This is a genomic window from Pseudooceanicola endophyticus, from assembly GCF_018760365.1.
GTDB classification, from domain to species: domain Bacteria; phylum Pseudomonadota; class Alphaproteobacteria; order Rhodobacterales; family Rhodobacteraceae; genus Pseudooceanicola; species Pseudooceanicola endophyticus.
Map to the genome: position 1 here is coordinate 427,865 of NZ_JAHIAB010000001.1, position 25,263 is coordinate 453,127.

The window sequence follows — 25,263 nt, forward strand, 5'->3', positions numbered from 1 at the left end:
GGCGGCCGCGATCTAGCTTGTCGGCAAAGACCTGCCGCCCATCCGGAGGGACCGGATGTTGAAAGTTCAGAAAAAGTTCATATGAGGTACCGCGCCCCCATGACGTCGCGCCCTTCCGTCGCCCGTGCCGCCGCCACAGCCGTCAGCCTGGCTCTCGTGATCGCCCCGCTCCCCTCCGCCCCGGCCCTGGCCGCCGAAGTCAGCCTCACGGCCGGCGACAACGCGGACCTGGCCAAGACGCTGAAGGCGGCCTCGCTGTCGGTCTCGGCCATCGAGAACGACAAGGTGAGCGATCCGCAGGAGCTGATCGCGGATGCCAAGGCCGACTACCAGCGGCTGGTCGCGGCGCTTTACGACAAGGGCTATTTCGGCGCCAGCGTGTCGATCCTGGTCGATGGCAAGGAGGCTTCGGGCGTGCCGGTCCTGGGCGGCAACACCAAGATCGGCAGGATCGAGATCCGCGTCGATCCCGGTCCGCGCTTCAAGTTCTCCGAGGCCGAAGTGACACCGCTGCCGAAGGGCGCCGCCCCTTACGAGGGCTTCGCGCCGGGCCAGACCGCGTCGACCGGGGTGATGCGCAAGGCTGCCGCCGCCGGGGTCGAGGACTGGCGCAACCGCGGCCATGCCAAGGCCGCCATCAGCGACCAGAAGATCACCGCCAACCATGACACCGACACCGTTGCGGCGCGTTTCGGACTGACGCCCGGGCCGCAGCTGACCTTCGGCACCGTCACCCTGTCGGAGCGCAGCCTCGCCAGCAAGGTGCGCGCCAAGCGCATCCGCGCCATCGCCGGCCTGCCGGTGGGCAAGCTTTACAGCCCCGAGGAAATCTCCAAGGCGGAATCGCGGCTGCGCCGCGCCGGCGCCTTCTCCTCGGCCACGGTTGCGGAATCCGACTCGGTCGGCCCCGACAATACCCTGCCCACCACCATCGACGTGGTGGATTCCAAGCCCCGCCGCCTGGGCTTCGGCGCCGAGGTCACCACCGAGGAAGGCGCCACGATCTCGGGCTACTGGCTGCACCGCAACCTGCTGGGCGGGGCCGAGCGGCTGCGCATCGACGGCGAGGTTTCCGGGATCGGCGGCACCACCGGCGGCGGCATGGACTACAGCCTGAAGACCACGCTGACCTATCCCGCCTTCAAGAACCCGGACATGGACCTGGTCTACGGCATCGACCTGGAGCACGAGGACGAGGAGGAATACATCTCCGACGTCGCCGAAGTCTCGGTCGGGGTGGACCGCTACCTGACCTCCAAACTGACGGCGAACCTGCGGCTGGGCCTGCGCTATTCCCATACCGAGGACAACCTCGGGGACCGCGACTTCCAGCACATCACCTTCAAGACCGGGCTGACCTGGGACAACCGCAACGACAAGATCGACCCGACCGACGGCGTTTATGCCCAGGTCTCGGCCACGCCCTTCCTCGGGGTCTCGGGCACTGCCTCGGGCCTGCTGACCGAGGCCGACCTGCGCGGCTATCGTGAACTGGGTACGCCGAAGCTGGCCATCGCCAGCCGGGTCCAGATCGGCAACATCCAGGGCCCCTCGATCGAGGACACCCCCTCGGACTGGCTGTTCTGGTCCGGCGGCGGCGGATCGGTGCGCGGCCAGGGCTACCAGTCGCTGGGCACCTATGCCGCGGGCGTGGAAACCGGCGGCCTCAGCTACTCTGCGATCAGCACCGAGCTGCGCAGCCGCATCGGTGACAGCTGGGGCGCCGTGGCCTTCGTCGATTACGGCTATGTCTCGGGCTACAACGATTTCTCCAGCGGGGAATGGCAGGGCGGCGCCGGCATTGGCGCACGCTACTTCACCGGGATCGGTCCGATCCGCCTTGATGTCGCGGTGCCCGTCACCGGCAACAAGAACTCCGTCTCCGTCTATGTCGGCATAGGGCAGTCCTTCTGATGCAGCGCCGTATCTCTCTCTTTCTCCGTCTCGCTCTCGCCTGCTGCGCGCTGGTCCTGACGCTTTCCGTCACGCCCCAGGCCTTCGCCCAGGATGACGACGGGCAGAACTTCCTCAGCCGGACCCTTCAGAACGCCCTCTCGGGCGCCGGCCGCGACGTGAAGATCACCGGCTTCAAGGGGGCGCTGTCCTCCAAGGCGACGCTCGCGAAGATGACCATCGCCGATGACGAGGGCGTCTGGCTGGAGCTCGACAATGCCGAGCTGGACTGGAGCCGCACCGCCCTTCTGACCGGCAAGGTCAAGGTCAACAAGCTCTCTGCCGAAAGCCTGACCCTCTACCGGCTGCCGAAAAGCGAAGAGACCGCCTCTGCCCCCTCGGCCGAGGCACCGGGCTTTTCCATCCCCTCCCTGCCCGTCTCGATCGAGATCGGGCAGCTCGACATCGGCAAGGTGGACCTGAAGCAGCCCGTCATGGGCGAGGCCGCCGTGCTGGGCGTGACCGGCAAGGCCTCTCTTGCCGGCGGGGCGCTTGATACCGCGCTGGAGATCCAGCGCCAGGACAAGGAGGGCACCGTCAGCCTGAAGGCCGCCTATGATCCCGACGCCAAGAACATGGCCGTGGACCTGAAGGTGCAGGAACCCCAGGGCGGGCTGGTGGCCACGCTGATGAACCTGCCCGGCCTGCCCTCGGTCGACCTGACCGTCGCGGGCACCGGGCCGCTCGACAATTACAGCGCCGACATGCTGTTGCTGACCGATGGCGAACAGCGCCTGAAGGGCAACGTGACCCTGCGGGGCCGCGACGATGGCGGGCGCGAATTCACCGTGCAGGCGGGCGGCGACCTGACCGCGCTGGCCGCACCGCAGTACCGCGACTTTCTGGGCACCGACATCGGCATTGCCGCCACCGGCACCCAGGGCGCGGACGGATCGCTCGACCTGCAGCTGCTGCGGGTGAAATCCGCCGCCCTGAACCTTGAGGGCAAGGTCGCGGTGGATGCCGAGGGCCATCCCTCCAGCTTCGACGTGAAGGGCCGCCTTGCCTCACCCAGCGGAGAGGACCGCCTGGACCTGCCCTTCGCCGACGGCGTGTCGCTGGCCTCTGCGGATGTGGACCTGACCTTCGACCGCGCCAAGTCCGAGGACGTCGCCGGCAAGATCGAGGTCAAGGCCCCCGCCGCGCAGGGCTTCTCGGCCGAGGACGTGGCGCTGAACATCTCCGGCCCGCTGAAGACCAGCGGGGCCTCGGCGCTGACCCTCGATTTCGACGCCTCGGGCCTGTCGGCCAGCGATCCCGGCATTGCCCAGGCGCTTGGCAAGCAGGTCACGGGTTCGGCCGTGGTGCAGTTCGGCGACGGCCCGGTGACCATCAAGGACCTGAAGCTTACGGGCCCCGCGCTGGAGCTTGCCGGCAACGCCAGCTTCCAGAAGACCGACGATCAGGGCGAGGTGACGCTGAAAGCACAGACCAGCATCGCCGACCTTGGCGCCTTCTCGACCCTCGCGGGGATGGATCTGGCCGGCAAGGCCGACCTCGGTGTCGATCTGGCGATGACCCTGCCTGCCGGCACTGCCCGGCTGAAGGTCACCGGCAATGGCGAAAACCTCGCAACCGGCATTTCCGCCGTCGACGGGCTGCTGAACAGCCCCGCCAAGATCGATCTGGACGTCGAACGCGGTGCGGACGGCATCACGCTGCACGCGATGGACATTGGCACCGATGCGCTGAAGCTGACCGGCGGCGGACAGATCTCCAGCACCAGCGGGCAGATCACCTATGACCTGCACCTGGCCGATGCCGGGCTGCTGACCGGCACCCATGCCGGCCCGGCGGATCTGGCAGGCGCCCTGACCCAGAGCAGCGAGGGCCTGCGCATCACCGCCAAGGGCGGCGGGCAGGATCTGGCGCTTGGCGTGCCGGCGGTGGACGGGCTGCTGAAGGGCGGTCTGAGCATCGACGCATCGCTGCTGAGCCCGACGGACGGCGCCCCGGTGCTGGAACGCGCCGAGGTCCAGAGCGAGGGCCTGCAGATCAGCGCCAAGGGGTCTCTGGATCCGAAGGCGATGAACCTCGACATGTCGGCACGGCTGGCCAATTCCGCCGTCTTCACCGGCGGACAGGCCGGGCCGCTCAGCCTGACCGGCACCGTGCGCACCGAGGAGGACGGCACCATTCATGCCCTGCTCTCCGGCGGTGGCGACGACATCGCCACCGGGATCGAACAGGTCGACCGGCTGCTGGGCAAGACCGACATCACCGCCGACGTGACCTCCAAGGGCGGGCTGGTGACGCTGAAGGACGTGCATGTCACGACCCCCGGCGTCCAGCTGACCGCTGCAGGCAAGGTCCAGGACGGCGCCCCCGACGTGGATCTGAAGCTGAACCTGCCGAACTCGGCCGCCGCGCTTGGCGCCAAGGCCGGTCCGCTGGCGCTTGAGGCCCATGTCGGCGCCGCCGACGGTGGCTACCGCATCACCGCCAAGGGCACCGGCCAGTCGATCGGCATCGGCAATCCGCAGGTCGATGCGCTCTTTGCCGGCAACAGCAGCCTCGACGCGGTGGTCAGCACCGGCGCAGACGGCAAGATCACCATCGAGAAGGCCGATTTCACCTCGGCGGCGATCACCACCAAGGCCAGCGGCTCGGTGCTGAACGGCAAACCCGACGTGACCTACGAGGCCAAGCTCGACAATCTCGGGCGGCTGGTTGCCGGGCTGAATGGCCCGCTTTCGGTCACCGGCACCGCCAAGGGCGAGGATGCGGGCATCCGTCTGGCGGTCAGCGCCGATGGCCCGGCGGGCGCGGATGCCAAGATCGACGGCCTGGTGGGCAAGCCCGATGGCAGCGTCGATCTGAAGATCACCGGCGCCGCGCCGCTGGGCCTGGCCAATGCCTTCATCACGCCGCAATCGGTGTCGGGCAATGCCCGCTTCGACCTGGCGATGCAGGGCCAGCCGGGGCTTGAGGCACTCTCGGGCAGCGTGCGGCTGTCGGGCGGGCGCTTCATCGCACCGGCCTACAACCAGGTGATCGACGGCATCGGCGGCACCGTGACTCTGACCGGCGGGCGCGCCCAGATGAACCTGACCGCCACGCCCTCGGAAGGCGGCCAGATCTCCATCAAGGGGCCGCTGACTCTGGCGGCGCCCTACAATGCGGGCCTGTCGGTCGTGCTGTCGAAGGTGAAGGTCAAGCAGGCCGACTTCGCCACCACCACGCTGAACGGCACCGTCAAGCTGGAGGGCGGCCTGACCGGCGGTGGCACCGTTTCGGGCCGGATCGGGCTTTCGGACACCGAGATCCGCCTGGCCAATGCCGGTTTCGGGGGCCAGGAGGCGATCCCGGACATCACCCATGTCGACGAACCCGCCGCAAGCCGGACCACCCGCGCCCGTGCCGGGCTGCTGAAATCGGACGACAGTTCCTCCGGCAGCGGCGGTTCGGGCGGCGATGGCGGCCTGAAGCTGAACCTCAAGATCGGCACCGACAACTCCATCTTCATCCGCGGTCGCGGCCTCGATGCAGAACTGCGTGGTGACCTGCAGCTGAACGGCACCACCTCCAACCCGGTGCCGGTGGGGCAGTTCTCTCTGGTGCGGGGGCGGCTTGACCTGCTGACCAAGCGGATCGACCTGGACGAGGGCACTGTGACCATGGCCGGGGGCTTCGAGCCTCTGCTGCACTTCGTCGCGACCTCGCAGAGCGGCAGCTATGCGGTGACCATCACCATCGGCGGCACCGCAAGCGCCCCCGAGGTGACCTTCTCGGCCAACCCCTCCCTGCCCCAGGACGAGATCCTCTCGCAGCTGTTCTTCGAACGCTCGATCTCCAGCCTGTCGCCGCTGCAGGCGGCGCAGCTGGCCTCGGCGGTGGCGACGCTGACGGGCAATGGCAACGGCGGGGTGCTGGGCAGCATCCGCGACAAGACAGGGCTCGACGATCTGGATGTCTCGACCTCGGCCGAGGGCAACACCACGCTCTCGGCGGGCAAGTACATCAGCGACAAGGTCTATACCGAGACCGAGGTGGAAAGCGGCGGCAACACCAGCCTGTCGATCAACCTCGACCTGACCGACAACGTGAAGGCCAAGGGCTCCGTCAGCACCAGCGGCAACACCGGTCTGGGCCTGTTCTTCGAGAAGGACTACTGACCAAACGACCCGGCCCGCGACAGGCGTCGCGGGCCGGGGTCATTCCTGCGGTGGATCTTCGGGCCTAGTCGGGCTTGCGCACCGCCCCGCTTCCTGCCCCCGCACCCAGCGGCACCAGGCGCAGCGCGTCGAGCCGCCGGCTCGGTTTGGCATTCAGGAACGGATCCTCGCCAAGCGCCCGCCACAGGGCCCGCGCCACGTCGCGGCGCGCCTCCGTCAGGCGCTGTTCGACATCCGTCAGCCCGCGATGACGGGCAAAGCCTTCCAGGTCTTCCAGCACGTCCAAGATCCACCCGGTGCCCCCAACGGCCCCCTGTGGAAAGGATCGTGTCCATTCGCCTTGCGTCCGACGCAGATCGCTCTGCCTCCCCCCCCCGTCGTAATTCGACATCTGATACCCCTCGCTCATTCGATGCGGATGCCCCGCTCCAAATTCGGCTCAACTGTGAAATTCAGGCAGCCTCCCCAGCGGCCCGATCCCAGAAGCTTACCCTAAGGCAAGCGCGTGCCGGAAGTACGAATAACGTAATGACAAGGACGGATGGCGTTATAACACCCGTTGTAACACCCCATGGAAAAGCGGCTGCGCGATATTCAACCCCAAGATGTAGGTCGGTGACCAAAACGTGAAAAAAGCGCCGCACCCGGGGGGTGCGGCGCCATGCAATTTGGGAACGCCGTGCGAATCTCTCAGGCACGGGCCCGGGAATGGTCCGGGATCAGTCGGCCGAGGCCTCGGCGCGGCTCTTGCCGGCGACCTGCTGAGCCAGGGTGGCGGCCATGAAACCGTCGAGCGCCCCGTCGAGCACGCCGGACGTGTCCGAGGTCTCGTGCTGGGTGCGCAGGTCCTTCACCATCTGGTAGGGCTGCAGCACGTAGGAGCGGATCTGGTTGCCCCAGCCAGCCGAGCCCTTGTTCTCGTGCGCCTCGTTGATCGCCGCGTTCCGCTTGTCGAGTTCGAGCTGGTAGAGGCGCGATTTCAGGGCCTTCATGGCGATGTCGCGGTTCTGGTGCTGCGACTTCTCGGAAGAGGTCACGACGATGCCGGTCGGGTGGTGGGTGATCCGGACCGCGGAGTCGGTGGTGTTGACGTGCTGGCCACCGGCCCCGGAGGAGCGGTAGGTGTCGATGCGGATATCGGCGGGGTTGACCTCGATCTCGATATTGTCGTCGACCACCGGGTAAACCCAGACGGAGGCGAAGGAGGTCTCGCGCGTGCCCTTGCCGAAGGGGCTGATCCGCACCAGACGGTGCACGCCGGATTCCGACTTCAGCCAGCCATAGGCATTGTGGCCGGAAATCTTGTAGGCGCAGGACTTGATGCCGGCTTCGGCGCCGGCTTCCTCGGATTGCAGTTCCACCTTGTAGCCGCGCTTTTCGGCCCAGCGGACATACATGCGTTGCAGCATCGACGCCCAGTCGCAGGCCTCGGTGCCACCGGCCCCGGCGTTGATCTCAAGGAAGGTGTCGTTGGCATCGGCCTCGCCGTCGAGCAGCGCTTCCAGCTCCTTCTCGGCGGCCTTCTCGCGCAGCGTCTTCAGCGCCTGCTCGGCCTCCGAGACGACCTCGGCATCGTCTTCCATCTCGCCCAGCTCGATCAGGTCGATATTGTCCTGAAGCTCCTGCTTGAGGCCGTCGTGGGTCTGCAGGGAATCCACCAGCGACTGGCGGTCGCGCATCAGCGCCTGGGCCTTGGCCGGATCATCCCAGAGGTTCGGATCCTCGACGCGCGCGTTGAACTCTTCCAGGCGATGCGGGGCCGTTTCCCAATCCATCCGCTGGCGCAGCAGCTCCAGGGATTTCTCGATCTCGGCGACGATGTTCTGGGTCTCGGCGCGCATGGGCCAAATTCCTCTCGAAGGTTAGAGCCGCGTGATAGACCAAGGCCCGCCTGCGGGCAAGGGCGGGCCTGGCGGGACCGTTTCGGTCGGGGGGCGCTGCCCCCGGTCGGCTGCGCCGCCCTCCCCCGAGGTATTTTCGACAAGAAAATGGGGAGGGCGGAGCGCCTAGTAGAGACCGCCCGAGGAGAGCGTGCCGAAGTTCGCCCTGGGCCCGATGGTGGTGGTTTCGCCGGTGGAGGTCGTGATCTGCCGCTGGGCCTGCTCGGCCTCCTTGTAGAGCGGCAGGTCCTGCCCCATGGCGAAGCCGCCGTCATAGGTCACGCCGAAGATCGGATCCTCGCCGTCGCGGAAGTATTCCGCCTGGACATTGGGGCCGGAGGCATCGTCGGGCAGACGGGCGCCGGTGTAGCGGTCGATGTTGATGAAATGGCCGCCCGGCGGGACCTTGAACTTGCTGCCGCCGTATTTCTTGATCGCCTGGGTCATGAACTCCTGGAAGACGGGCGCGCAGAGGCTTGCGCCGTAGCCATGGCCGCCCAGCATCGGGCGCGGCGTGTCGTAGCCGATGTAGCAGCCGGCGACGATGTTGGAGGAGAAGCCGATGAACCAGGCGTCGCGGGCGCCGTTGGTGGTGCCGGTCTTGCCGGCGATCGGCACAGGCAGATGCACCGCGCGCGAGGCGGTGCCGCGCTGGACCACGCCTTCCATCATCGAGGTCAGCTGGTAGGCGGTGATGGCGTTCATCACCCGTTCGCGGTTCGACAGGATGCGCGGCCCCTCGCCCCGCGGCAGGGCATCGGCGCCGCAATCCTCGCAGACGCGCTGGTCATGGCGGTAGATGGTGCGCCCGTAGCGGTCCTGGACCCGGTCGACCAGGGTGGGTTCGACCCGCTCGCCGCCATTGGCGAACATCGCATAGGCCGCCACCATCTTGTAGAGGGTGGTTTCCTCGGAGCCGAGCGCGTTGGCCAGGTAGTGGCCCATGTGATCATAGACCCCGAAACGCTCTGCGTAGGAGGCGACGGTGTCCATGCCGACCTCCTGCGCCAGGCGGATCGTCATCAGGTTCCGCGACATCTCGATGCCGATGCGCAGCGGCGTCGGCCCGTAGTAGCGGTTCTCCGAGTTGGTCGGGCGCCAGACGCCATCGGGGGTGTTCACCTCGATCGGGGCGTCGACGACGATGGTCGCGGGGGTATAGCCGCTGTCGAGCGCGGCGGCATAGACGAAGGGCTTGAAGCTGGAGCCGGGCTGGCGGTTCGCCTGGGTGGCGCGGTTGAACACGGAATGCTGGTAGGAGAAACCGCCCTGCATGGCGATGACGCGGCCGTTGTTGACGTCCATCGCCATGAAGCCGCCCTCGACCTCGGGCACCTGGCGCACCGACCAGTGATCGAACTTGCCGGACTTGGCCTTCGCCTCGCGCACGAAGATCACGTCGCCGGGCTTGAAGTTGTCGTGAAAATCTCCGTGCATCCACTTGATGTCCGAGCGCGGCACGCTGTTGCCGCGCGGATCGTCAAGGGGCACGTCCTCGATGCCCACGGCCAGGCTCTGGTCCGAAACCTTCAGCACCACCGCCGGATGCCACTTGCCGTCGACCTCGATGTCGCGGGCCACGTTGGTGGAGGAAAGCGCGGCGCGCCATTTCGCCTCGTCGCCCAGATCGGCGGCGGGAATGGTCTTGCCGGTGCCGCGCCACTTGCCCAGCTGGCGGTCCATGCGCTCCAGCGAATGGCGCAGGGCGATGGCGGCGACGCGCTGCATGTCCGGATCCTCGGTCGCCCGGACCGAGAAACCGGCGGTAAAGAATTCCTCGGCGCCGAAATCGCGGCTCAGCTGGCGGCGGATCTCGTCGGTGAAGTAGTCGCGCGGCGGCAGGTTGACGCGGAAGGCCGGGTAGTCCCCGCCCTGCACGGAGCGGATCGGTTCGGCCAGGCTCTTGTCGTAGGTCGCCTTGTCGATGTAGCCGTTCTCGTACATCTGCTGAAGCACGTAGTTGCGCCGCGCCAGCAGCCGGTCGTGCTGGCGCACCGGGTGATAATCCGAGGGCGCCTTCGGCATCGAGGCCAGGATCGCCGCCTCGGCGGGATCGAGCTGGTTCAGCGTCTTGTTGAAATAGGTCTGCGCCGCGGCGGCCACCCCGTAGGAGTTCTGACCGAGGTAGATCTCGTTCAGGTAGATCTCGAGGATCTTGTCCTTCGACATCGAATCGACCAGCCGGGAGGCCAGGATGACCTCCTTGACCTTGCGCTCGATCTTGCGGTCGCCGGACAGGAACAGGTTCTTGGCCACCTGCTGCGGGATGGTCGAGGCCCCGCGCACGGTCTTGCCGCGGGTCTCGATCGCCTCGAGGATTGCGGCCGCGATGCCGCGCGGATCATAGCCCTGGTGGGTGTAGAAATTCTTGTCCTCGGCCGAGATGAAGGCATCCTTCACCAGCTTGGGGATCTCGTCCGCGGGCGTGTAAAGCCTGCGTTCCTTTGCGAATTCGTCGATCAGCTGGCCTTCGCCGTTGTAGATCCGGCTGATGGTCTTGGGCTGATACTGGGCCAGGCTTTCATGGCTGGGCAGGTCCCGGCCATAGACCCAGAAGATGGCGCCCACAGACAGGGCCACCATGGCAAGCCCCAGCGTCACCAGCGTGAAGATGCCACCGAAGAAGGAAAGTATGAATCTGATCACGCGCGCTGGCCTCTTTAGACTGAAACAGGGTTATAGTGCGCTCCCCGGGGGCGGTCAAAACACAAGGGCATCACGAAGGCCAACAGACAAAGCCCCGCCCCGGGGGAACCCGGCACCTTTCCGCCCGAAACCCGCGCTTCCGCTCCCTGTCATCTGGCCGGAAATATCCCGGGGGAGTCTCCGCAGGAGACGGGGGCAGCGCCCCCTCCCCGCGCCTCCCCCCGCTCACTGCCGCCGCTCACTGCCGCCGCAACGGTGCCGCGGCCGCATCCGCACGCGCCCAGGCCATCACCCCGTCGCGGATCGCTCCCGCCAGCCGCGCCCGGAACGCCGGGTCCAGCAGGTTGGCCCGGTCCCGCTCGCTCGACAGGAAGCCCGTCTCGATCAGCACCGCCGGCACATCGGCGGCCTTCAGAACCGCATAGGCGGCCGCGCGGCGCGGCCGCGCGTTCAGCGGCAGCCCGTCCTGGCGCAGCGCATTGACCAGCGCCCCCGCCAGCGCCTCGCTGCGCGGCTGGGTCTCCTGACGTGCGAGGTCCAGCAGCACCCCCGCGACCTGGTCGTCGCTGTGGCTCAGGTCCACCCCGGCCAGGATGTCGCCGCGCCCGTGCCGCTCGGCCAGCAGCGCCGAAGCCCGGTCCGAGGCCGAGCGCGCCAGCGTGTGCAGGGTGATCCCCTCGGCCTCCCCCTCACCTTCCGCCAGCGCATCCGCATGGAGCGAGATCATCAGGTCGGCGCCAAGGGCATGGGCCTTCTGCACCCGCCCCTCCAGCGACACGAAGGTATCGGCGTTGCGGGTCAGAAAGACCTCCGCCCCGGTGCGCCGCAACACCTCCTGCAGCTCCAGGGCGAAGCGCAGCATCAGGTCCGCCTCGCGCACGCCGGCGCGCTCGGCCCCCGGATCGACACCGCCATGTCCGGGATCGAGCAGGATGCGCAGCGGCTTTTCGGCCTCCGCCACCGTGCCCTTGCCCACCCGCGCCGGCGTGTCATCGGCCACCGCCACATCCGCCGGCGGCCCGGCCCGGGCGGCAAACTCGCTGGCCGAGGCGGTGGCGAAATGGGCCCGGATCACCGCCGTGCCGCTGCCGGGATCGCTCTGCATGGCGCCGCTCTCCAGTACCAGCGGCGCGCGCAGGGTCAGCTCCAGCCGGCTCCAGCCCGGGCGCGCCGGCGCCAGGCGCAGCGCGGTGATCCAGCTCTTGTGCAGGAAGGCACGGTGCACCAGCCCCGCCAGATCGCCCTGCGGCCAGTCCGCCCCTTTCAGGTCCAGCACGATGCGGCGCGGATCGGCCAGGGTGTAAAGCCGCCAGGGCACCCCCTGGCTCAGCGTCAGCGTCAGGTCCAGCCCGCCCCAGCCGCTGCGCAGCCGGCTCTGCTCCAGGTCCACGCTCGCCCGCGCCGAAAAGCTTTCGGCCCGCGCGACGGACCCCGCCCCCAGCAGCAGGCAGATCAGCAGCCACAGCATCCCGGCCCCAAAGCCCCGCCGCCGTTCGCCTGCCCTCATGCCCGCTCTCCGCCTGTCTGTCGCATCCGGCGCAGTCTATCGCGGCCCGCCCCCCGCGTGAAAGTCGCAAGACGCTTTCCGCAGCGCGATTTCAGCGTTAAAATATCGGTGACTTGCCGGAAAATCGTGAAGGTTCCCATGGCCGATGATCCCCTCCCCAGCGGGCCGCGCCGCATCGTCTCCTCCTCGCACCTGGCCGAGGGGCCGGGTTGGGAAAGCTCCGAGTTCGAATTCGGGCTGATCATCGCCTTCCATGCCTTCACCCGCTGGACGCAGCGCTGCATGGCCGCCGCCGGAATGCCCGAGCTTTCGGCGCTGGAGATCCTGGTGCTGCACAACACCAACAGCCGCGACCGCGACAAGCGCCTGTCCGACATCTGCTTCCTGCTGAACATCGAGGACAGCCACACCGTCAATTACGCGCTGAAGAAGCTGCTGCGGCTCGAACTGCTGGAAGGCCGCAAGCGCGGCAAGGAGGTGTTCTACCGCACCACCGCGACCGGTGCCGCCCTGTGCCAGTCCTACCGCCGGATCCGCGAGCAATGCCTGCTTGAGACCCTGCCCTCCGGAGAGGCCGATGGGGCAGAGCTGCGCCGCATCGCCGCCGCCCTGCGCGCGCTGTCGGGCCAGTACGACCAGGCCAGCCGCGCCGCTGCGGCGCTCTAGCCTCTCCGGGCCGGAAATTCGGGCAGCCGCGGCCCCGCCCCCGGCCATTCGGGGACGAAACGTTGACAAAATGTCGACGTTTTGCCACCGGTATCCGCGACCCCAGCACAGGACCATGCCGTGACCCGATCCGCCCCCGCCCCCGACCGCCCCCGGCTGCTGCCCCTGGGCCTGGACGGTTTCCTGATGCGGTTCTCCGAAGGGTTCGGCGAGGCCGCGAACCGCGCCGCCCAGGCCGCCGGAGAGCTGGCCCGTTCCCTGCCCGGCGTGACCGAGGTGGTGCCGGCCCTGGCCTCGACCCTGGTGCGCTTCGATCCCGCCCGCACGCCCCGCGCCCCGCTGGAGGCCGCCCTGCGAGATCTTCTGGCCAGCCGGGACTGGCTGGACCTGCCGCCAGCCGCCCCGACGCGGCGCTGGCATGTCCCGGTCAGCTTCGATGCCGCCGACGCCCCCAGCCTGGCGCAGGTCGCCGCGCTGACCGAAAGGACCGAGACGGCGCTGGTGCAGGATATCCTCGACAGTGCGACGCGGGTGCTGGCGATCGGCTTTGCCCCCGGCCAGCCCTATCTGGGCCTCCTGCCCGAGGTTTGGGACTTTCCCCGCCAGACCAGCCTGATGCAGGTGCCGCAGGGCGCTCTGGTCGCGGCGATCCGGCAGCTGGTGCTGTTCGCCAATGCCTCGCCCACCGGCTGGCTGCAGATCGGGCGCACCGCATTCCGCCCCTTCCAGCCCGAGGCCGAGACCCCGATGCCGCTGGCCACCGGAGACGAGATCCGCTTTGCCCGTGCCTCTGCCGCAGAACTGGCGGCCTGCGAAACCACCCCGATGGGCGGCGCCCGGCTGGAGATCCTGTGATGAGTGCAACGCTGGAAATCCTCGAGGCCGGACCGGGCCTGAGCGTGCAGGACCTGGGCCGCCCCGGCCTGGCCGCGCAGGGGCTGTCGCGCGGTGGCGCGCTGGACCCGCTGGCGCTGTTCGAGGCCGCGGCGCTGCTGGCCCGCCCCGCCCCCGAAGCCGCCATCGAGATGCCGGGCCTGGGCGGGCTGTTCCGCGTCAGCGCCGCGACCCGGATCGCGCTGACCGGCGCGCCGATGCGGGCCGCGCGCGATGGCGTGCCGCTGGCATGGCACGCCGCGCATCTGCTCTCGCCCGGGGAAACCCTGCGCATCGGCCCGGTCGAGGCCGGCACCACCGGTTACCTCAGCTTCGGCGGCGGCATCGCCACCACGCCCTGGATGGGCAGCCGCAGCACCCATCTGGCCGCCGGGATCGGCGCGCTGCTGCGTCCCGGCGATCAGCTGCCGCTGGGCGATGACACCCCGCGCCCGGCCCGCCGCATCCGCCCCGAGGCCCGCTTTGCCGGTGGCGAGATCCGCGTGCTGCCCGGCCCCCAGACAGATCTGTTCAGCGATGCCCAGCGTGCCGCTTTCGCCGCAGCCCCCTTCACCCGGGGATCGCGGTCGAACCGCCAGGCCATGCAGTTGCAGACCGGGGCAGAGCCGCTCTGGTTCCGCGCCTCCGGCGGCATGGCCTCGGAGCCGATCCAGGCCGGCGACATCCAGATCACCGGCGATGGCACCCCCTATGTGCTGCTGGCCGAGTGCCAGACCATCGGCGGCTATCCCCGCATCGGATCGGTGCATCCCGCCGACATGGCGAAGCTCGCGCAGGCCGGGGCCGGCGCGCCGCTGCACTTCCGCTGGAGCGAGATCCCCGAGGCCCTGCCCGCCACGCCCGAAGCGCTGCTGAACCGGCTGCGCGGCGCGGTCTCGGCCTTGGTGCGGGATCCGGCGGACATTGCCGACCTGCTCTCCTACCAGTTGATCAGCGGGGTCACTGCCGGCGACGATCTGGAGCTTTCGGACTGACGGCGGGTTCCCGCCTTTGTGAGGCGAAAGCAAGGACTTGCCGCTCAGCCTCACGAAACACAACGCAATGTTGCCGATCTTTACCATGACGTGCGCGCATGGCCGCCCCGGCGGAACCTGCGCGCCCTCCTGACGTTTCTCTTGCACAGCCCCGACGCACGGGGCGGCGGCAGCAACGAAAGGAGATTTGCCATGCCCCTCATCTGGCCCATCGTCTTTTTCTCTGTCGCCCTCGTCACAGCCGCCTTCGCCTTCGGCGGAATCGCGGCCGTGTCGGCAGGTATCGCGCAATTCCTCTTCGTGCTCTTCGCTGCACTGGGGGTCGCGACCCTCGCCATGCACGTGTTCGAGGGACAGCAGGAAAACATCCACGGGCCCCGGCCCCAGCACAGCCGGGAATAAGCAACGCCCCGCCGGAGAACCGGCGGGGCGTCTGTCGTGACAGGAAAGGGAAGGAAATGCGGCGCTCAGCCCTTCAGCGTCTCGGTCGAGGCGAAGAACATCGCCTGGCTCACGGCGCTGCGAACCTGGTCCTCGCGGTAGGGCTTGGAGATCAGGAAGGCGGGTTCGGGCCGTTCGCCGGTCAGCAGGCGTTCCGGGAAGGCGGTGATGAAGATCACCGGCAGATCGCCGAACTGCGCCAGCAGGTCGTTCACCGCGTCGATGCCGCTGGAATTGTCGGCCAGCTGGATGTCGGCCATGATCAGGTCGGGACGCTCGGCGGCCCCAAGGGCCACGGCCTCCTTGCGGGTGCGCGCCACGCCGGTGATGCGGTGGCCCATTTCGGCGACCAGGGTTTCCAGGTCCATGGCGATGATCGGCTCGTCCTCGATGATCAGCACGCGGCCGGCGATGGCATCTTCCATCTCCTGGCGGGCGGTGCTGATCAGGCTGTCGACCTCGGCCACGTCGGTGCCCATGATCTGCGCGACCTCGGTGGTGTTGAAATCCTCGATCGAATGCAGCAGCAGCGCCTCGCGGGTGTTCGGGCTCAGCTTGGCCATGTGCTGCTGGGCGCGCGCCTCAAGGCCGGCGGCCTCGATGGCGACGGGGGCGCCGGAGCTGGCCCAGATGGTGTGGAAGACCTTGAACAGGGCAACCTTCTCGGACAGGCCGGCGCCAAAGACCGAACTGTCCTGGAGGATCGCCTCCAGCGTGGCGGCCGCGTAGGCATCGCCCGAGGTCTGGGACCCGGTGAGCGCACGCGCGTAGCGGCGCAGATAGGGAAGGTGGGAGCCGATCAGGGTCGCAAGATCCGTGGTGCCGGAAGAGACTGACATTTTATTCCCTTTTGTCCTTTTTTCGGGAACCTAACTCATCATGGTTGCGTTGGGTTCCGCCAGCAGCAAGAATTTATCCGAAGTCGGAAAGGGATCATGACATTGGGTCACTCGAAATCAAGTCCGAGAGGTGAGATCGATGCAAACCTCAAGAAGGTGTTCCAGACGACTCTGGACGAGGATATCCCCGATCGCTTCAAGGATCTTCTGAAGCAGCTGAAGGATCAACAGGTTGCCGTCGGCAGCGAGGAGAACGGCAAATGAGCGTTCATCCCCGTGACGAACTGGTCGATCACCTGCCCGCCCTGCGTGCCTTTGCCCTGGGTCTGACCCGCAACGGCGCTACTGCGGACGATCTGGTGCAGGATGCCATCGTGAAAGCCTGGACGAACATCGACAAGTTCGAGGCCGGCACCAACCTGCGTGCCTGGCTGTTCACCATCCTGCGCAACACCTACTACAGCAGCCTGCGCAAGACGCGGCGCGAGGTGGCGGATGTCGATGGTGTCTTTGCCGCCTCCCTGTCGGAGAAACCCGCCCATGACGGTCGCCTGCAGCTGGCGGACTTCAAGCGGGCCTTCAACCAGCTGCCCGACGAACAGCGCGAGGCGCTGGTTCTGGTGGGCGCGCTCGGCGCCTCCTACGAGGAAGCCGCCGCCACCTGCGGCGTCGCCGTCGGCACCATCAAGAGCCGGGCGAACCGCGGCCGTGCCAAGCTTGCCGAGCTTCTCGACCTGGACGAGAACGAAGCCATGGAACTGACCGATCCGGCGACGATGGCCGTGGTCAGCTCCCGGCCGATGACCGCCCGCTAAGGGTCCCTTCGGGCCAACGGCCCTCACAAGCCTCTGCATCAAGTCGAGGGTCATGCCCCAATCCGCGAATACGCCCTGGGTCCGCAGTCTGAGTTTCCGGATTGCCGGCATTCTGTCTCTTGCCCTGATCCCCATCGGATCCATCGCCATCTACCAGACCAACCAGGTGTCCTCGCAGGCCGAGGAAGTCACCCGGCTCTCGCTTCTTGCCCTGACGCAACAGGGCGTGGAGCGAGAGCGCGGCGTGCTTCAGCAGGCCTTCGGGGCCGCCGCGGCGCTGGCGCGCACCATGGAGGCCGTCGGCTCTGAGGTCGATCCGACCGAATGCCAGACCATCATGTCGAAGTTCCAGAAGGCCATGCCCTCGGTCAGTCTGGCGGCCTTCGTGCCGGCGGACGGACAGGTGGACTGCGCCTCCTCGGGCAGCGGGACGGACGTGTCGCAGAAGGCGTCCCATGTGGCGCGGCTTCAGGTGAAGGAACCCACCGTCTCGGTGGTGGAAAAGGGCGCGATCTCCAAGACCTCGGTTCTGGTGGTGTCGAACCCGGTGATCGTGGACGGGACCTACAAGGGCTATGTCGCGATCTCGGTGCCCCATGCCGACCTGCAACTGGGCCATGCCCAGGGCTTTGGCGCCGCTCCGGACGATATCCTGACCTTCAACGCCTCCGGCGACGTGCTGACTTCGACCACGACCGACGAGGCGACCAAGAACATCCTGCCGATCCGGTCTTCGCTGTCGGACATGGCCGGGCTGGCACCGATGGTCTTCTCGGGCCAGAGCAAGGGCGGCAAGGACCAGCTTTACGTTGTCGTGCCCATCGTCGAGAACCAGGTCTTCGCGCTTGGCATCTGGCCCTCGGTCAGCAACATGACCGACGCCGTCGAGGCGCCGGTGATCCTGTTCCCGCTGCTGATGTGGATCGCCTCGGTGGTGGTGGGCTTCATCGCCATCGACCGCATGGCGGGGCGCAACATCCGCCAGCTGTCGCGCCGGATGCGCCGCTTCGAACGGGTCCGCACCTTCGAGGACCACCGCACCATGTCCCATGCCTCGGAAGAGCTGAAGAACATGGAGCAGGACTTCATCCTGATGGCGGAAACCATCCTGCACGACCAGGCAGAGCTGGAAAATGCCGTGCGCCAGCGCAACGTCCTGCTGAAGGAGGTCCACCACCGGGTGAAGAACAACCTTCAGCTGATTTCCTCGATCATCAACATGAACATCCGCAAGGCGCATTCGCCAGAGACCAAGGTGATCCTGACGCGGGTGCAGGACCGGGTGCTGGCGATGGCCTCGATCCACCGCAACCTGCACGAGGTCGAAAGCCAGGGCCAGGTCAACGTCGGCCAGCTGGTGCGGGAAATCGCCAACCAGACACTTCAGGCCACCGCCACCGGCGGGCTGCACATGCGCACCGACCTCGATGTGGAAAACGTCATCCTCTACCCCGACCAGGCGGTGCCGCTGTCGCTGCTGACCTCCGAGCTGATTGCCAATGCGGCGAAATACGCGGGCTCTGACCGGGGCGACCCCTGGATGAAGCTGTCGCTGCGCCAGGACGGCAACCGCGCCACGCTGGAAATGGCCAATTCCAAGGGCAGCACCCATCACCTGGATCCCGAGGGCGAAAGCACCGGCCTGGGCAAACAGCTGATCCGTGCCTTCGCCACCCAGCTCGGCAGCCGGATCGAGGTGTCCGACAGCGAAAGCGAATATCACGTGATCATTGACTTCGAGGTGATGAGCTTCCAGCCCGAGGTGCTGGATTACTGAAGGAGAGCCCATGACGACCCATCCCGATCCCCTGCCCGCTCTGCCCACGGCCCGCGACGCCGAAGGCAAGATCCGGCTGCTGGGGGTCGAGGTCGAGTTCGGCGGGCTGACCGAGGGCCGCGCCGCCCGCATTCTGGCCCGCGAGACCGGCGGCACGCTGGGCCGCAACGGCACCGACTATCGGGTCAGCGGCACGCCTTTCGGGGACTGCAAGCTCTACATGGATACCGCCTACCGCGACGAACGTGAAACCGCCTTCGCCCGCGCCGCGCTGGACTTCGCCCGCAACTTCGTCCCGGTCGAGCTGGTCACCGCCCCCTTCGACCCCGCCCGCCTGCCGCAGCTGGACGCGGTGATCCGCAAGTTCCACGCCGCCGGCGCCGTCGGCACCGAACAGGGGCTGTTCCTGGGGTTCGGGGTGCACCTGAACATCCAGACCATTGCAGACGAGCCGCACCACCTGTGGTCGGTCACCACCGCCTTCGCCCTGCTGGAGCCCCTGCTGCGCCGCAGCTGGCCGATCCACATCAACCGCCGGGTGCTGCCCTTCGTCGATCCCTACCCCGCCAGCCTGCGCGATGCCCTGGCCGCGCGGCTGCTGGAAATGCCCTTTCCCGATGTCGATGCGCTGGAAGACATCTACCTGCAGCATGCCCCGTCGCGGAACCACGCGCTGGACCTGCTGCCGGCGTTGGCCCATCACGACCCCGCGCTGGAGGGGCGCGCCTTCGGCTCTTCCAAGGGGGTCTCGGGGCGGCCCGCCTTCCACTACCGGATGCCCGACAGCCGGCTGGGCGATCCAGACTGGAGCCTGGTTGCCGAATGGGCGCTCTGGACCCGGATCGAGGCGCTGGCCGAGGATCGCGAGATGCTGCTGCGCCTCTGCGCCGCCTGGGGTGCGATGCGCGAACACCTGACCTTCGGCAATTCCGACTGGGCCGGGCGCTGCCGGGACATGCTGCTGGCGGGCGGCCATGCGGCCCTGGCCCGGGGCTGGCAGGGCCGGGCATGAAGCGCCGCCGCAGGGACCAGGCCCGCCCGGTCATCGGGGTCACCGTCTCGCGCCGCTCGGGCTGGCGGATCTTTCCGCTGATCTGGCTGAACCTGGCGCTGGCGGGGGGCCGGGCGCTGAAATGGCAGCGGGCCGACCAGATCGATATCGCCGCCGTCGACGGGCTGATCATCGGCGGCGGCGACGACATCTTTCCCGGCCTCTACGGCACCGAGATCGTCACCCGCGTCACCCTCGATCCCGACCGCGACCGGATGGAGAAGGCGCTGACCGAACAGGCGCTGGCCCGCGACCTGCCGATCCTGGGCATCTGCCGGGGCGCGCAGATGCTGAACGTGGTGCTGGGCGGCACACTGCATCAGGACGCCTTCGCGGTCTACCCGTCGCGGCGCTATCGCACCATCCTGCCGCGCCGCCGGATCAGCGTGCGCGACGATACCCGCCTGGCCGAGATCGCCGGCTGCCTGCCGATGCGCATCAATGCCCTGCACTCCCAGGCGGTGGACCGTCTGGGAGACGGGCTGCGCATCGCCGCCACCGACGAGGCCGGGATGATCCAGGCCATCGAGCGGCTGCGCGACCCCTTCGCCCTGGGCGTCCAGTGGCATCCCGAGCACATCTTCTACGCCCGCCGCCAGCGCCGGCTGTTCCGGGCCCTGGTCGAGGCCGCCGCCGCCCGGCAGCGTGGCGCCCGGCAACATGTCGCCGTCGAAGAGCTGATGCGCGCCGACAAGATAATTTGAGAAATTCGTGACCGGTGCGGGAACCGTTTACCACGATGCACGTTGATATAGCGACCGATGCGTCTGTCCCGGACATCCCCAGCATCGGAGTTGGACCGTGTATTACCTCGTGACGGTTCCGGCGCCGGAGAAGCTTCCCCCTTCTCCGGCGTTTCCCATTCCAGAGCCTGCAGAACCACAGCGCGCCGTTGCCCTTGGCGGGATCGGTGCCGGCGCCGTTTCCTCACGCTTTTGCCCGCGAAACAGTCGCTCTGCCACCACGATCATCCGGAAACTTCCGTTGCGGCAGCCATAAGATATATCATCCATTGCAACCGCTCCCGAAATTCATTAGCCCGCCCCCATGCACCCGCCAGGATTTCGGCGACACCAGGTGCCGCCCGGGCCTCCTAAGCCATGGTTTTCGCAAACTGCCTGCTTGGCGGGCAAGGATCTGAACACCCGCTCCCGGGATCAGGTCGGCGATCCGGACCAGAGCAACCGGACTCGCAAAAGGCATGTTCTGGATATATCTTTTATGGGGGTGTCCGGAGATGGCCCAGGTGGTTCACAAGTCCGCGGCAGTTCAGGCCGCCAGAAAAGAAAAGCAAAGATGAAGAACGGTTCGAACAACGTCGCGCGTGCCACGCGGATCATGCTGGCTCTCGGCAGCGCAGGGCGCGACGGCATGTCCCTTTCGGCCTTGGCAGAGGTCATCGGGGACGCCAAACCCTCGATCCACAGGGCGCTGATCTCGATGGGGGAAAGCGGTTTCGTCACCCAGAAGGTCCGGCGCGGCAACTACTTCCTGGGGCCCGCCGTCTATGCGCTGGCGCATCGCACCCCCTCGGTCACCGAACTGGTGGGGATCGTGCGTCCGAAGATGCTCTCGGTCACGGCAGAGACCGGCTATTCGACCTTCCTGATGATGCGGGCGGGACTGGATTCGATCTGCATCGACATGCAGCCGGGCCGCACCATGGCCGCGACGATGATCGACGGGATCGGCGGCCGCGTGCCCCTGGGCCTGACCATCGGCGGCATCGCGCTGCTGGGACAGCTCGACCAACCCACGCGAGAGCAGATCCTGCGCGCCAACAGCGGCCAGACCGCCGCCGCCGGCCTGATCCCCGCCCAGATCCAGCGCGAGATCGAGACCTATCACATGAACGGCTATGCCTGCGGGCGCCGGCAGGGGCCGCATTTCGCCCATGTCTGCATCGCGCTGCCGGTGCTCGACCTGGCGCTGCCCGGTTGCGAGGCCGCGATCTCGGTGGTGGCGCCGGACATGGCGATGGCCGATACCGACATCCACGTCCATGCGCGCCGCATCCGCAGTGCGCTGCGTGAAAGCCTGGCCAGCCAGGCGGTCGTCTGACCGCCCGGCCACCGCATCCCGGGTCCGGCCTCAGCCGGCCCGGGCCCGGTCGCGCAGCGAGGCGCGGAAGGACAGGCCGATCAGTCCGGCCCCGATGCACCCGGTGATGACCTCGGGGACCTCGACGAAGACCTGGGCATACATGATCAGCGACAGCACCAGGATGGCGTAGAAGGCGCCATGTTCGAGGTAGCGGTATTCCGACAGCACCTCGCGCTCGACCAGCATGATGGTGAGAGAGCGCACGTACATCGCCCCGATCCCCAGCCCGATGGCGATGATGAAGATGTTGTGCGACAGCGCAAAGGCTCCGATCACCCCGTCGAAGCTGAACGAGGCATCCAGCATCTCGAGATAGAGGAAGGCGCCAAGGCCGCCCCTTGCCACGGCCCCGGTGACATTGCCGGCCGTCCCCTCGCCCAGCCGGGCATCCAGGAAGGCGCTGCCGCCATTGACCAGCAGATAGGTCAGCAGGCCCCAGATCGCCGCCCGGAAGAAGCGCGGCCCCTCCTCGGGTCCCAGCAGCCGAGAGGCCGCCAGCGCCAGGGCCAGCACCAGCACGATCTCGATCCCGCGGGCGGCGGCGGCGGCCGAGAGGCGGCTTTCCAGCCAGCACAGCCAGTGATCGCGCTTGTCGGTGTCGCAGAAGTAGTTCAGCGCCACCATCATCAGGAAGGTGCCCCCGAAGGCGGCGATCGGCAGGTGGGCGCGGTGCAGCACCTCTGCATAGGCATGGGGGTCGGTGGCGGCCATCTTCAGCGCCGCCCAGGGTCCGACATGGGCCGCGGCAACGATGATCAGCAGCGGGAACAGGATGCGCATCCCGAAGACCGCGATCACGATGCCCCAGGTCAGGAACCGTTTCTGCCAGGCCGGCGTCATGCCCTTCAGCTTGTTGGCATTGACGATGGCATTGTCGAAGGACAGCGAGATTTCCAGCACGGCCAGAACGGCGCAGATGAACAGTGCCCGCGCCAGGCCGCTCAGGCTGTCCTCGTAGATCCAGCCGACAGCGGCGCCCAGGCAGAGCCCTCCCAGGGTGACGATGAAGGCCCAGCGGAAATAGGGCAGGATCAGCGAAGAGGACATCTCAGCAGCCTCCCCGCCGCGAAGGCGCGGAACGCCGGAAGGAAGCCGTCGCAACGGCGTGGGGGACATGGGGCATGGGCGCTCCTGTTCATGCGGCTGGGAACAGGAATGCGCCGACATCACAAGCGTGCCGCAAGACGCTTGCCAGAGGGGCCCGGTCGCAGGGCGGCCCGTGCGCGGGCCGTCCAGGTCTTTGCCGGCAACCCGGGGGGCGCCGAAACCTGGGTCCAAAATACAACCTGGCTGCGCGGATGGAAAGGGGGCGCCCGGGGCGCATCCCTCCCCTCGGGCCGCAAGCCCACGGTTGAAGACCCGTGCCCTTGACGCGCGTCCGCTCTGCCCTTGCATCCCCGCGCGCGCCGGACAACTCTGCGCCCCAGGCGCCTGCCCGGCAGGCCCGCCCGGCAAGAGGAGGCCGCATGACCGTTCCGCCCCGCTACACCGCCGCCTGGGCCCATGCCCAGGCGCTCTCCCTGCTTGCCTTCCATGACGGCACGGCCCTGCCGGCGGGCGGCTTTGCCGCGCCCGGCCTCGATGGCACGCCGCAGCTGAAGGGCCCGCGCGGCCGGGGCCCCGCCCGCCCCCTGCACGAGACCTGCCGCATGGTCCACGCCTATGCCATCGGTCAGGCCATGGGCCATCCCGGAGCCGCCGCCCAGGTCGCACACGGCATGAAGACGCTGTTCGAGAACCACCATGACCCCCGTCACGGCGGCTTCTGGTGGAGCTTCGACGACGCCGGCCCCCTCGACACCACGAAACAGGCCTATGGCCACGCCTTCGTTCTGCTGGCGGCGGCCTCGGCCCAGGGGGCCGGACATCCGCAGGCCGGGGCACTGCGCGACCTGGCTCGTGCCGCCATCCGGGACAGATTCTGGGAGGAGTCCCCCGGCGCAGTGCGCGACAGCGCCTCCGAAGACTGGCAGGACTGCCCGGCCTATCGCGGCCAGAATGCCAACATGCATCTGACCGAGGCGCTGCTGGCGTCCCATGCCGCCTGGGGCGACCCGGAGGATCTGCACCGCGCCCTCGGCATCGCCGAGCTGATCATCAACCGCCACGCCCGCGCCTGTGGCTGGGTCGTGGCCGAGCATTTCGACAGCGCCTGGCAGATCGACCGCGATTACGACGGCGACGCGATGTTCCGCCCCTCGGGCACCACCCCCGGCCATGCCCTGGAATGGAGCCGCCTGCTGCTGGAGCTGCACGCCGCCCTGCCCGCGCCCCCCGCCTGGCTGACCGAGGCCGCCGAGGCGCTGTTCACCCGCGCCATGGCCGAGGCCTGGCGCCCGGAAGGCGGACTGGCCTACACGCTGGACTGGTCCGGCGCGGTGTCGCGCGACTGGCGCTTCTGGTGGCCCTGCGCCGAGGCCATCGCCGCCGCCGCCACCCTGTTCCGCCACACCGGCGATTCCGGTTACGACGCCTGGCACCAGCGCCTGCTGGAACATGCCGACCGGGTTCTGATCGACCATGCGCGCGGCGGCTGGTTCCACCAGGTCGACAGCGCGGGCCGGCCACTGGAAACACTCTTTCCGGGAAAACCCGATATCTATCACGCGCTAACCGCCCTGACGGTTTCGGCTTCGGGCTTTACCCCCGGGAAGGCCGGGGAATAGAGCTGAACGGAAATTCCACCGTTTTATCGGCCATTCCAAATTTCAACACGCTTGCAAATCTGTTTGGATTTTCGGAACATAATTTGACAAAGAGGGTGTCGAAATTGAATCGGTTCATTTGGGGCCGGCCTAGCGGCCAAGAAGCCCATGCTGCATTCGCCGGGAGCCTTTCCAGACAGGGCCCGGAACGCGGGATGGGGGTCCAGTTGCCTGACGTTCCGCCGCCCTGAAAGCAAAGCATGAGAGCAGAGTTGTCGATTCCGTCCTTCAATGCCGCCCCCCGGAAAAGCCTGGTTTCGCACGTCGAGACCCAGATCCGGGACGCCCTGATCGAGGGGCGCATGGCCCCGGGAACACGCCTTGTCACCAAGGACCTGGCGTCTTCCCTGGACGTCAGCATCACCCCCGCCCGCGAGGCCCTCGTGCGCTTCGTCGCCTCAGGTGTCCTCTCGGCGGAACCGGCGGCCTCCTTCCGGGTGCCCAGCTTCGATGCCGCCGGCTACCGGGAGCTTTCGGTGATCCGCAAAAGGGTCGAAGGGCTTGCTGCGGAAATGGCATCGGAAAACATTACTGATGCGGATATTGCATCATTGGACAATCAACTGGCGAGTCTGGAAAGGGCCTGCGCCGGTGCCGACATGCACATTGCCCTGAAAGCGAACCACGAGTTCCGTTTTGCATTCTACGCTTTTGCAAAAATGCCGACCCTGCTGGATGTGATCGACACACTCTGGCTGCGGGCCGGGCCCGGGCACAACATGCTTTTCATCGAGGCCGGGCAGACCTTCGACCCGGCCCCCTATCGCACGCTGATCGAGGCGCTGCGCCGCCACGATGCCGACGGCGCCCGGGCGATCATCGAAGACGTCATCGACGCCCTGTCGGATGCCGTGGTGGCGCGGCTGCGCGCCGAGGACAGCCGCACGGCCTGATCCC

Annotated in this window: 20 protein-coding genes; 14 read left to right on the forward strand and 6 right to left on the reverse strand. The window is 67.7% G+C overall.

Going from position 1 to position 25,263, the window contains the following annotated elements; translation table 11 throughout:
• Positions 1-99: 99 nt before the first annotated feature.
• Both KM176_RS02075 and KM176_RS02080 read left to right on the forward strand, forming a co-directional pair.
• Complete coding sequence (locus KM176_RS02075) at positions 100-1,914, forward strand: autotransporter assembly complex protein TamA (protein ID WP_236045129.1); 1,815 nt, start codon at positions 100-102, stop codon at positions 1,912-1,914.
• Positions 1,914-6,068, forward strand: a complete 4,155-nt coding sequence (locus tag KM176_RS02080; RefSeq protein ID WP_160892207.1) for a translocation/assembly module TamB domain-containing protein — start codon at positions 1,914-1,916, stop codon at positions 6,066-6,068. Before KM176_RS02075 ends, KM176_RS02080 begins: the two co-directional genes overlap by 1 nt.
• Positions 6,069-6,132: 64 nt before the next feature.
• On the opposite strand, the gene KM176_RS02085 is transcribed toward KM176_RS02080, so the two are convergent.
• The 4 genes from KM176_RS02085 to KM176_RS02100 all read right to left on the reverse strand — a co-directional run bounded on the left by KM176_RS02085 (position 6,133) and on the right by KM176_RS02100 (position 12,101).
• Complete coding sequence (locus KM176_RS02085; protein WP_215558753.1) at positions 6,133-6,348, reverse strand: hypothetical protein; 216 nt, start codon at positions 6,346-6,348, stop codon at positions 6,133-6,135.
• A 439-nt stretch (positions 6,349-6,787) separates the two neighbouring features.
• The gene (gene prfB / locus KM176_RS02090; protein ID WP_160892209.1) at positions 6,788-7,909 is read right to left on the reverse strand and encodes a peptide chain release factor 2; all 1,122 of its coding nucleotides are present in this window, start codon (positions 7,907-7,909) and stop codon (positions 6,788-6,790) included.
• A gap of 165 nt (positions 7,910-8,074) precedes the next feature.
• Positions 8,075-10,594: a penicillin-binding protein 1A gene (locus KM176_RS02095; RefSeq protein WP_160892211.1), complete on the reverse strand. Its 2,520-nt coding sequence runs from the start codon at positions 10,592-10,594 to the stop codon at positions 8,075-8,077.
• Between the two features lie 238 nt (positions 10,595-10,832).
• On the reverse strand, positions 10,833-12,101 hold the full coding sequence (locus tag KM176_RS02100; RefSeq protein ID WP_236045130.1) for an N-acetylmuramoyl-L-alanine amidase: 1,269 nt from the start codon (positions 12,099-12,101) through the stop codon (positions 10,833-10,835).
• A 138-nt stretch (positions 12,102-12,239) separates the two neighbouring features.
• Here KM176_RS02100 and KM176_RS02105 point away from each other — a divergent pair, with 138 nt between their 5' ends.
• The 4 genes from KM176_RS02105 to KM176_RS02120 all read left to right on the forward strand — a co-directional run bounded on the left by KM176_RS02105 (position 12,240) and on the right by KM176_RS02120 (position 15,037).
• Positions 12,240-12,767, forward strand: a complete 528-nt coding sequence (locus KM176_RS02105; protein ID WP_160892213.1) for a winged helix DNA-binding protein — start codon at positions 12,240-12,242, stop codon at positions 12,765-12,767.
• A gap of 120 nt (positions 12,768-12,887) precedes the next feature.
• Complete coding sequence (locus KM176_RS02110; protein ID WP_160892215.1) at positions 12,888-13,622, forward strand: 5-oxoprolinase subunit B family protein; 735 nt, start codon at positions 12,888-12,890, stop codon at positions 13,620-13,622.
• Positions 13,622-14,635: a 5-oxoprolinase subunit C family protein gene (locus KM176_RS02115; protein WP_160892217.1), complete on the forward strand. Its 1,014-nt coding sequence runs from the start codon at positions 13,622-13,624 to the stop codon at positions 14,633-14,635. Before KM176_RS02110 ends, KM176_RS02115 begins: the two co-directional genes overlap by 1 nt.
• 192 nt (positions 14,636-14,827) lie before the next feature.
• Positions 14,828-15,037 (forward strand): DUF1328 family protein, encoded by a 210-nt coding sequence (locus KM176_RS02120; protein ID WP_160892219.1) that lies wholly within the window; start codon positions 14,828-14,830, stop codon positions 15,035-15,037.
• A 65-nt stretch (positions 15,038-15,102) separates the two neighbouring features.
• On the opposite strand, the gene KM176_RS02125 is transcribed toward KM176_RS02120, so the two are convergent.
• The gene (locus KM176_RS02125; protein WP_160892221.1) at positions 15,103-15,915 is read right to left on the reverse strand and encodes a response regulator; all 813 of its coding nucleotides are present in this window, start codon (positions 15,913-15,915) and stop codon (positions 15,103-15,105) included.
• A 96-nt stretch (positions 15,916-16,011) separates the two neighbouring features.
• Here KM176_RS02125 and KM176_RS02130 point away from each other — a divergent pair, with 96 nt between their 5' ends.
• From KM176_RS02130 to KM176_RS02155, 6 genes are all read left to right on the forward strand, one after another.
• The gene (locus KM176_RS02130; RefSeq protein WP_160892223.1) at positions 16,012-16,179 is read left to right on the forward strand and encodes a NepR family anti-sigma factor; all 168 of its coding nucleotides are present in this window, start codon (positions 16,012-16,014) and stop codon (positions 16,177-16,179) included.
• Positions 16,176-16,730: an RNA polymerase sigma factor gene (locus KM176_RS02135; RefSeq protein ID WP_160892225.1), complete on the forward strand. Its 555-nt coding sequence runs from the start codon at positions 16,176-16,178 to the stop codon at positions 16,728-16,730. Before KM176_RS02130 ends, KM176_RS02135 begins: the two co-directional genes overlap by 4 nt.
• A 52-nt stretch (positions 16,731-16,782) precedes the next feature.
• Entirely contained in the window at positions 16,783-18,507 is a 1,725-nt protein-coding gene (locus tag KM176_RS02140; protein WP_160892227.1) for a sensor histidine kinase, read from the forward strand.
• A gap of 10 nt (positions 18,508-18,517) precedes the next feature.
• Complete coding sequence (locus tag KM176_RS02145; protein WP_160892229.1) at positions 18,518-19,519, forward strand: amidoligase family protein; 1,002 nt, start codon at positions 18,518-18,520, stop codon at positions 19,517-19,519.
• A complete protein-coding gene (locus KM176_RS02150) occupies positions 19,516-20,262 on the forward strand; it encodes a gamma-glutamyl-gamma-aminobutyrate hydrolase family protein (RefSeq protein ID WP_160892231.1) in 747 nt (248 codons plus the stop codon). The genes KM176_RS02145 and KM176_RS02150 overlap by 4 nt, the downstream gene beginning before the upstream one ends.
• A gap of 592 nt (positions 20,263-20,854) precedes the next feature.
• The gene (locus KM176_RS02155) at positions 20,855-21,619 is read left to right on the forward strand and encodes an IclR family transcriptional regulator (RefSeq protein WP_160892233.1); all 765 of its coding nucleotides are present in this window, start codon (positions 20,855-20,857) and stop codon (positions 21,617-21,619) included.
• 30 nt (positions 21,620-21,649) lie between these two features.
• Here the strand turns inward: KM176_RS02155 and KM176_RS02160 are convergent, their stop codons facing one another.
• Positions 21,650-22,708 carry a DUF475 domain-containing protein gene (locus KM176_RS02160; protein ID WP_160892235.1) on the reverse strand — a complete coding sequence of 353 codons (1,059 nt, stop codon included), beginning with the start codon at positions 22,706-22,708 and terminating at the stop codon, positions 21,650-21,652.
• 419 nt (positions 22,709-23,127) lie between these two features.
• Between KM176_RS02160 and KM176_RS02165 the strand changes: the two genes are divergently transcribed.
• Together KM176_RS02165 and KM176_RS02170 are read left to right on the forward strand one after the other, a co-directional pair.
• Positions 23,128-24,327, forward strand: coding sequence for an AGE family epimerase/isomerase (locus tag KM176_RS02165; protein WP_160892237.1), 1,200 nt, complete (start codon positions 23,128-23,130; stop codon positions 24,325-24,327).
• 251 nt (positions 24,328-24,578) lie between these two features.
• A complete protein-coding gene (locus KM176_RS02170) occupies positions 24,579-25,259 on the forward strand; it encodes an FCD domain-containing protein (RefSeq protein ID WP_160892239.1) in 681 nt (226 codons plus the stop codon).
• Positions 25,260-25,263 lie beyond the last annotated feature (4 nt).

Coding starts and splice junctions, on each gene's coding strand:
- KM176_RS02100 (WP_236045130.1), bottom strand. CDS start 12,101: ATGAGGGCAGGCGAACGGCGGCGGGGCTTTGGGGCCGGGATGCTGTGG.
- KM176_RS02150 (WP_160892231.1), top strand. CDS start 19,516: ATGAAGCGCCGCCGCAGGGACCAGGCCCGCCCGGTCATCGGGGTCACC.
- KM176_RS02075 (WP_236045129.1), top strand. CDS start 100: ATGACGTCGCGCCCTTCCGTCGCCCGTGCCGCCGCCACAGCCGTCAGC.
- KM176_RS02160 (WP_160892235.1), bottom strand. CDS start 22,708: ATGTCCTCTTCGCTGATCCTGCCCTATTTCCGCTGGGCCTTCATCGTC.
- KM176_RS02125 (WP_160892221.1), bottom strand. CDS start 15,915: ATGTCAGTCTCTTCCGGCACCACGGATCTTGCGACCCTGATCGGCTCC.
- KM176_RS02155 (WP_160892233.1), top strand. CDS start 20,855: ATGAAGAACGGTTCGAACAACGTCGCGCGTGCCACGCGGATCATGCTG.
- KM176_RS02080 (WP_160892207.1), top strand. CDS start 1,914: ATGCAGCGCCGTATCTCTCTCTTTCTCCGTCTCGCTCTCGCCTGCTGC.
- KM176_RS02165 (WP_160892237.1), top strand. CDS start 23,128: ATGACCGTTCCGCCCCGCTACACCGCCGCCTGGGCCCATGCCCAGGCG.
- prfB (WP_160892209.1), bottom strand. CDS start 7,909: ATGCGCGCCGAGACCCAGAACATCGTCGCCGAGATCGAGAAATCCCTG.
- KM176_RS02105 (WP_160892213.1), top strand. CDS start 12,240: ATGGCCGATGATCCCCTCCCCAGCGGGCCGCGCCGCATCGTCTCCTCC.
- KM176_RS02115 (WP_160892217.1), top strand. CDS start 13,622: ATGAGTGCAACGCTGGAAATCCTCGAGGCCGGACCGGGCCTGAGCGTG.
- KM176_RS02135 (WP_160892225.1), top strand. CDS start 16,176: ATGAGCGTTCATCCCCGTGACGAACTGGTCGATCACCTGCCCGCCCTG.
- KM176_RS02130 (WP_160892223.1), top strand. CDS start 16,012: ATGACATTGGGTCACTCGAAATCAAGTCCGAGAGGTGAGATCGATGCA.
- KM176_RS02145 (WP_160892229.1), top strand. CDS start 18,518: ATGACGACCCATCCCGATCCCCTGCCCGCTCTGCCCACGGCCCGCGAC.
- KM176_RS02140 (WP_160892227.1), top strand. CDS start 16,783: ATGCCCCAATCCGCGAATACGCCCTGGGTCCGCAGTCTGAGTTTCCGG.
- KM176_RS02120 (WP_160892219.1), top strand. CDS start 14,828: ATGCCCCTCATCTGGCCCATCGTCTTTTTCTCTGTCGCCCTCGTCACA.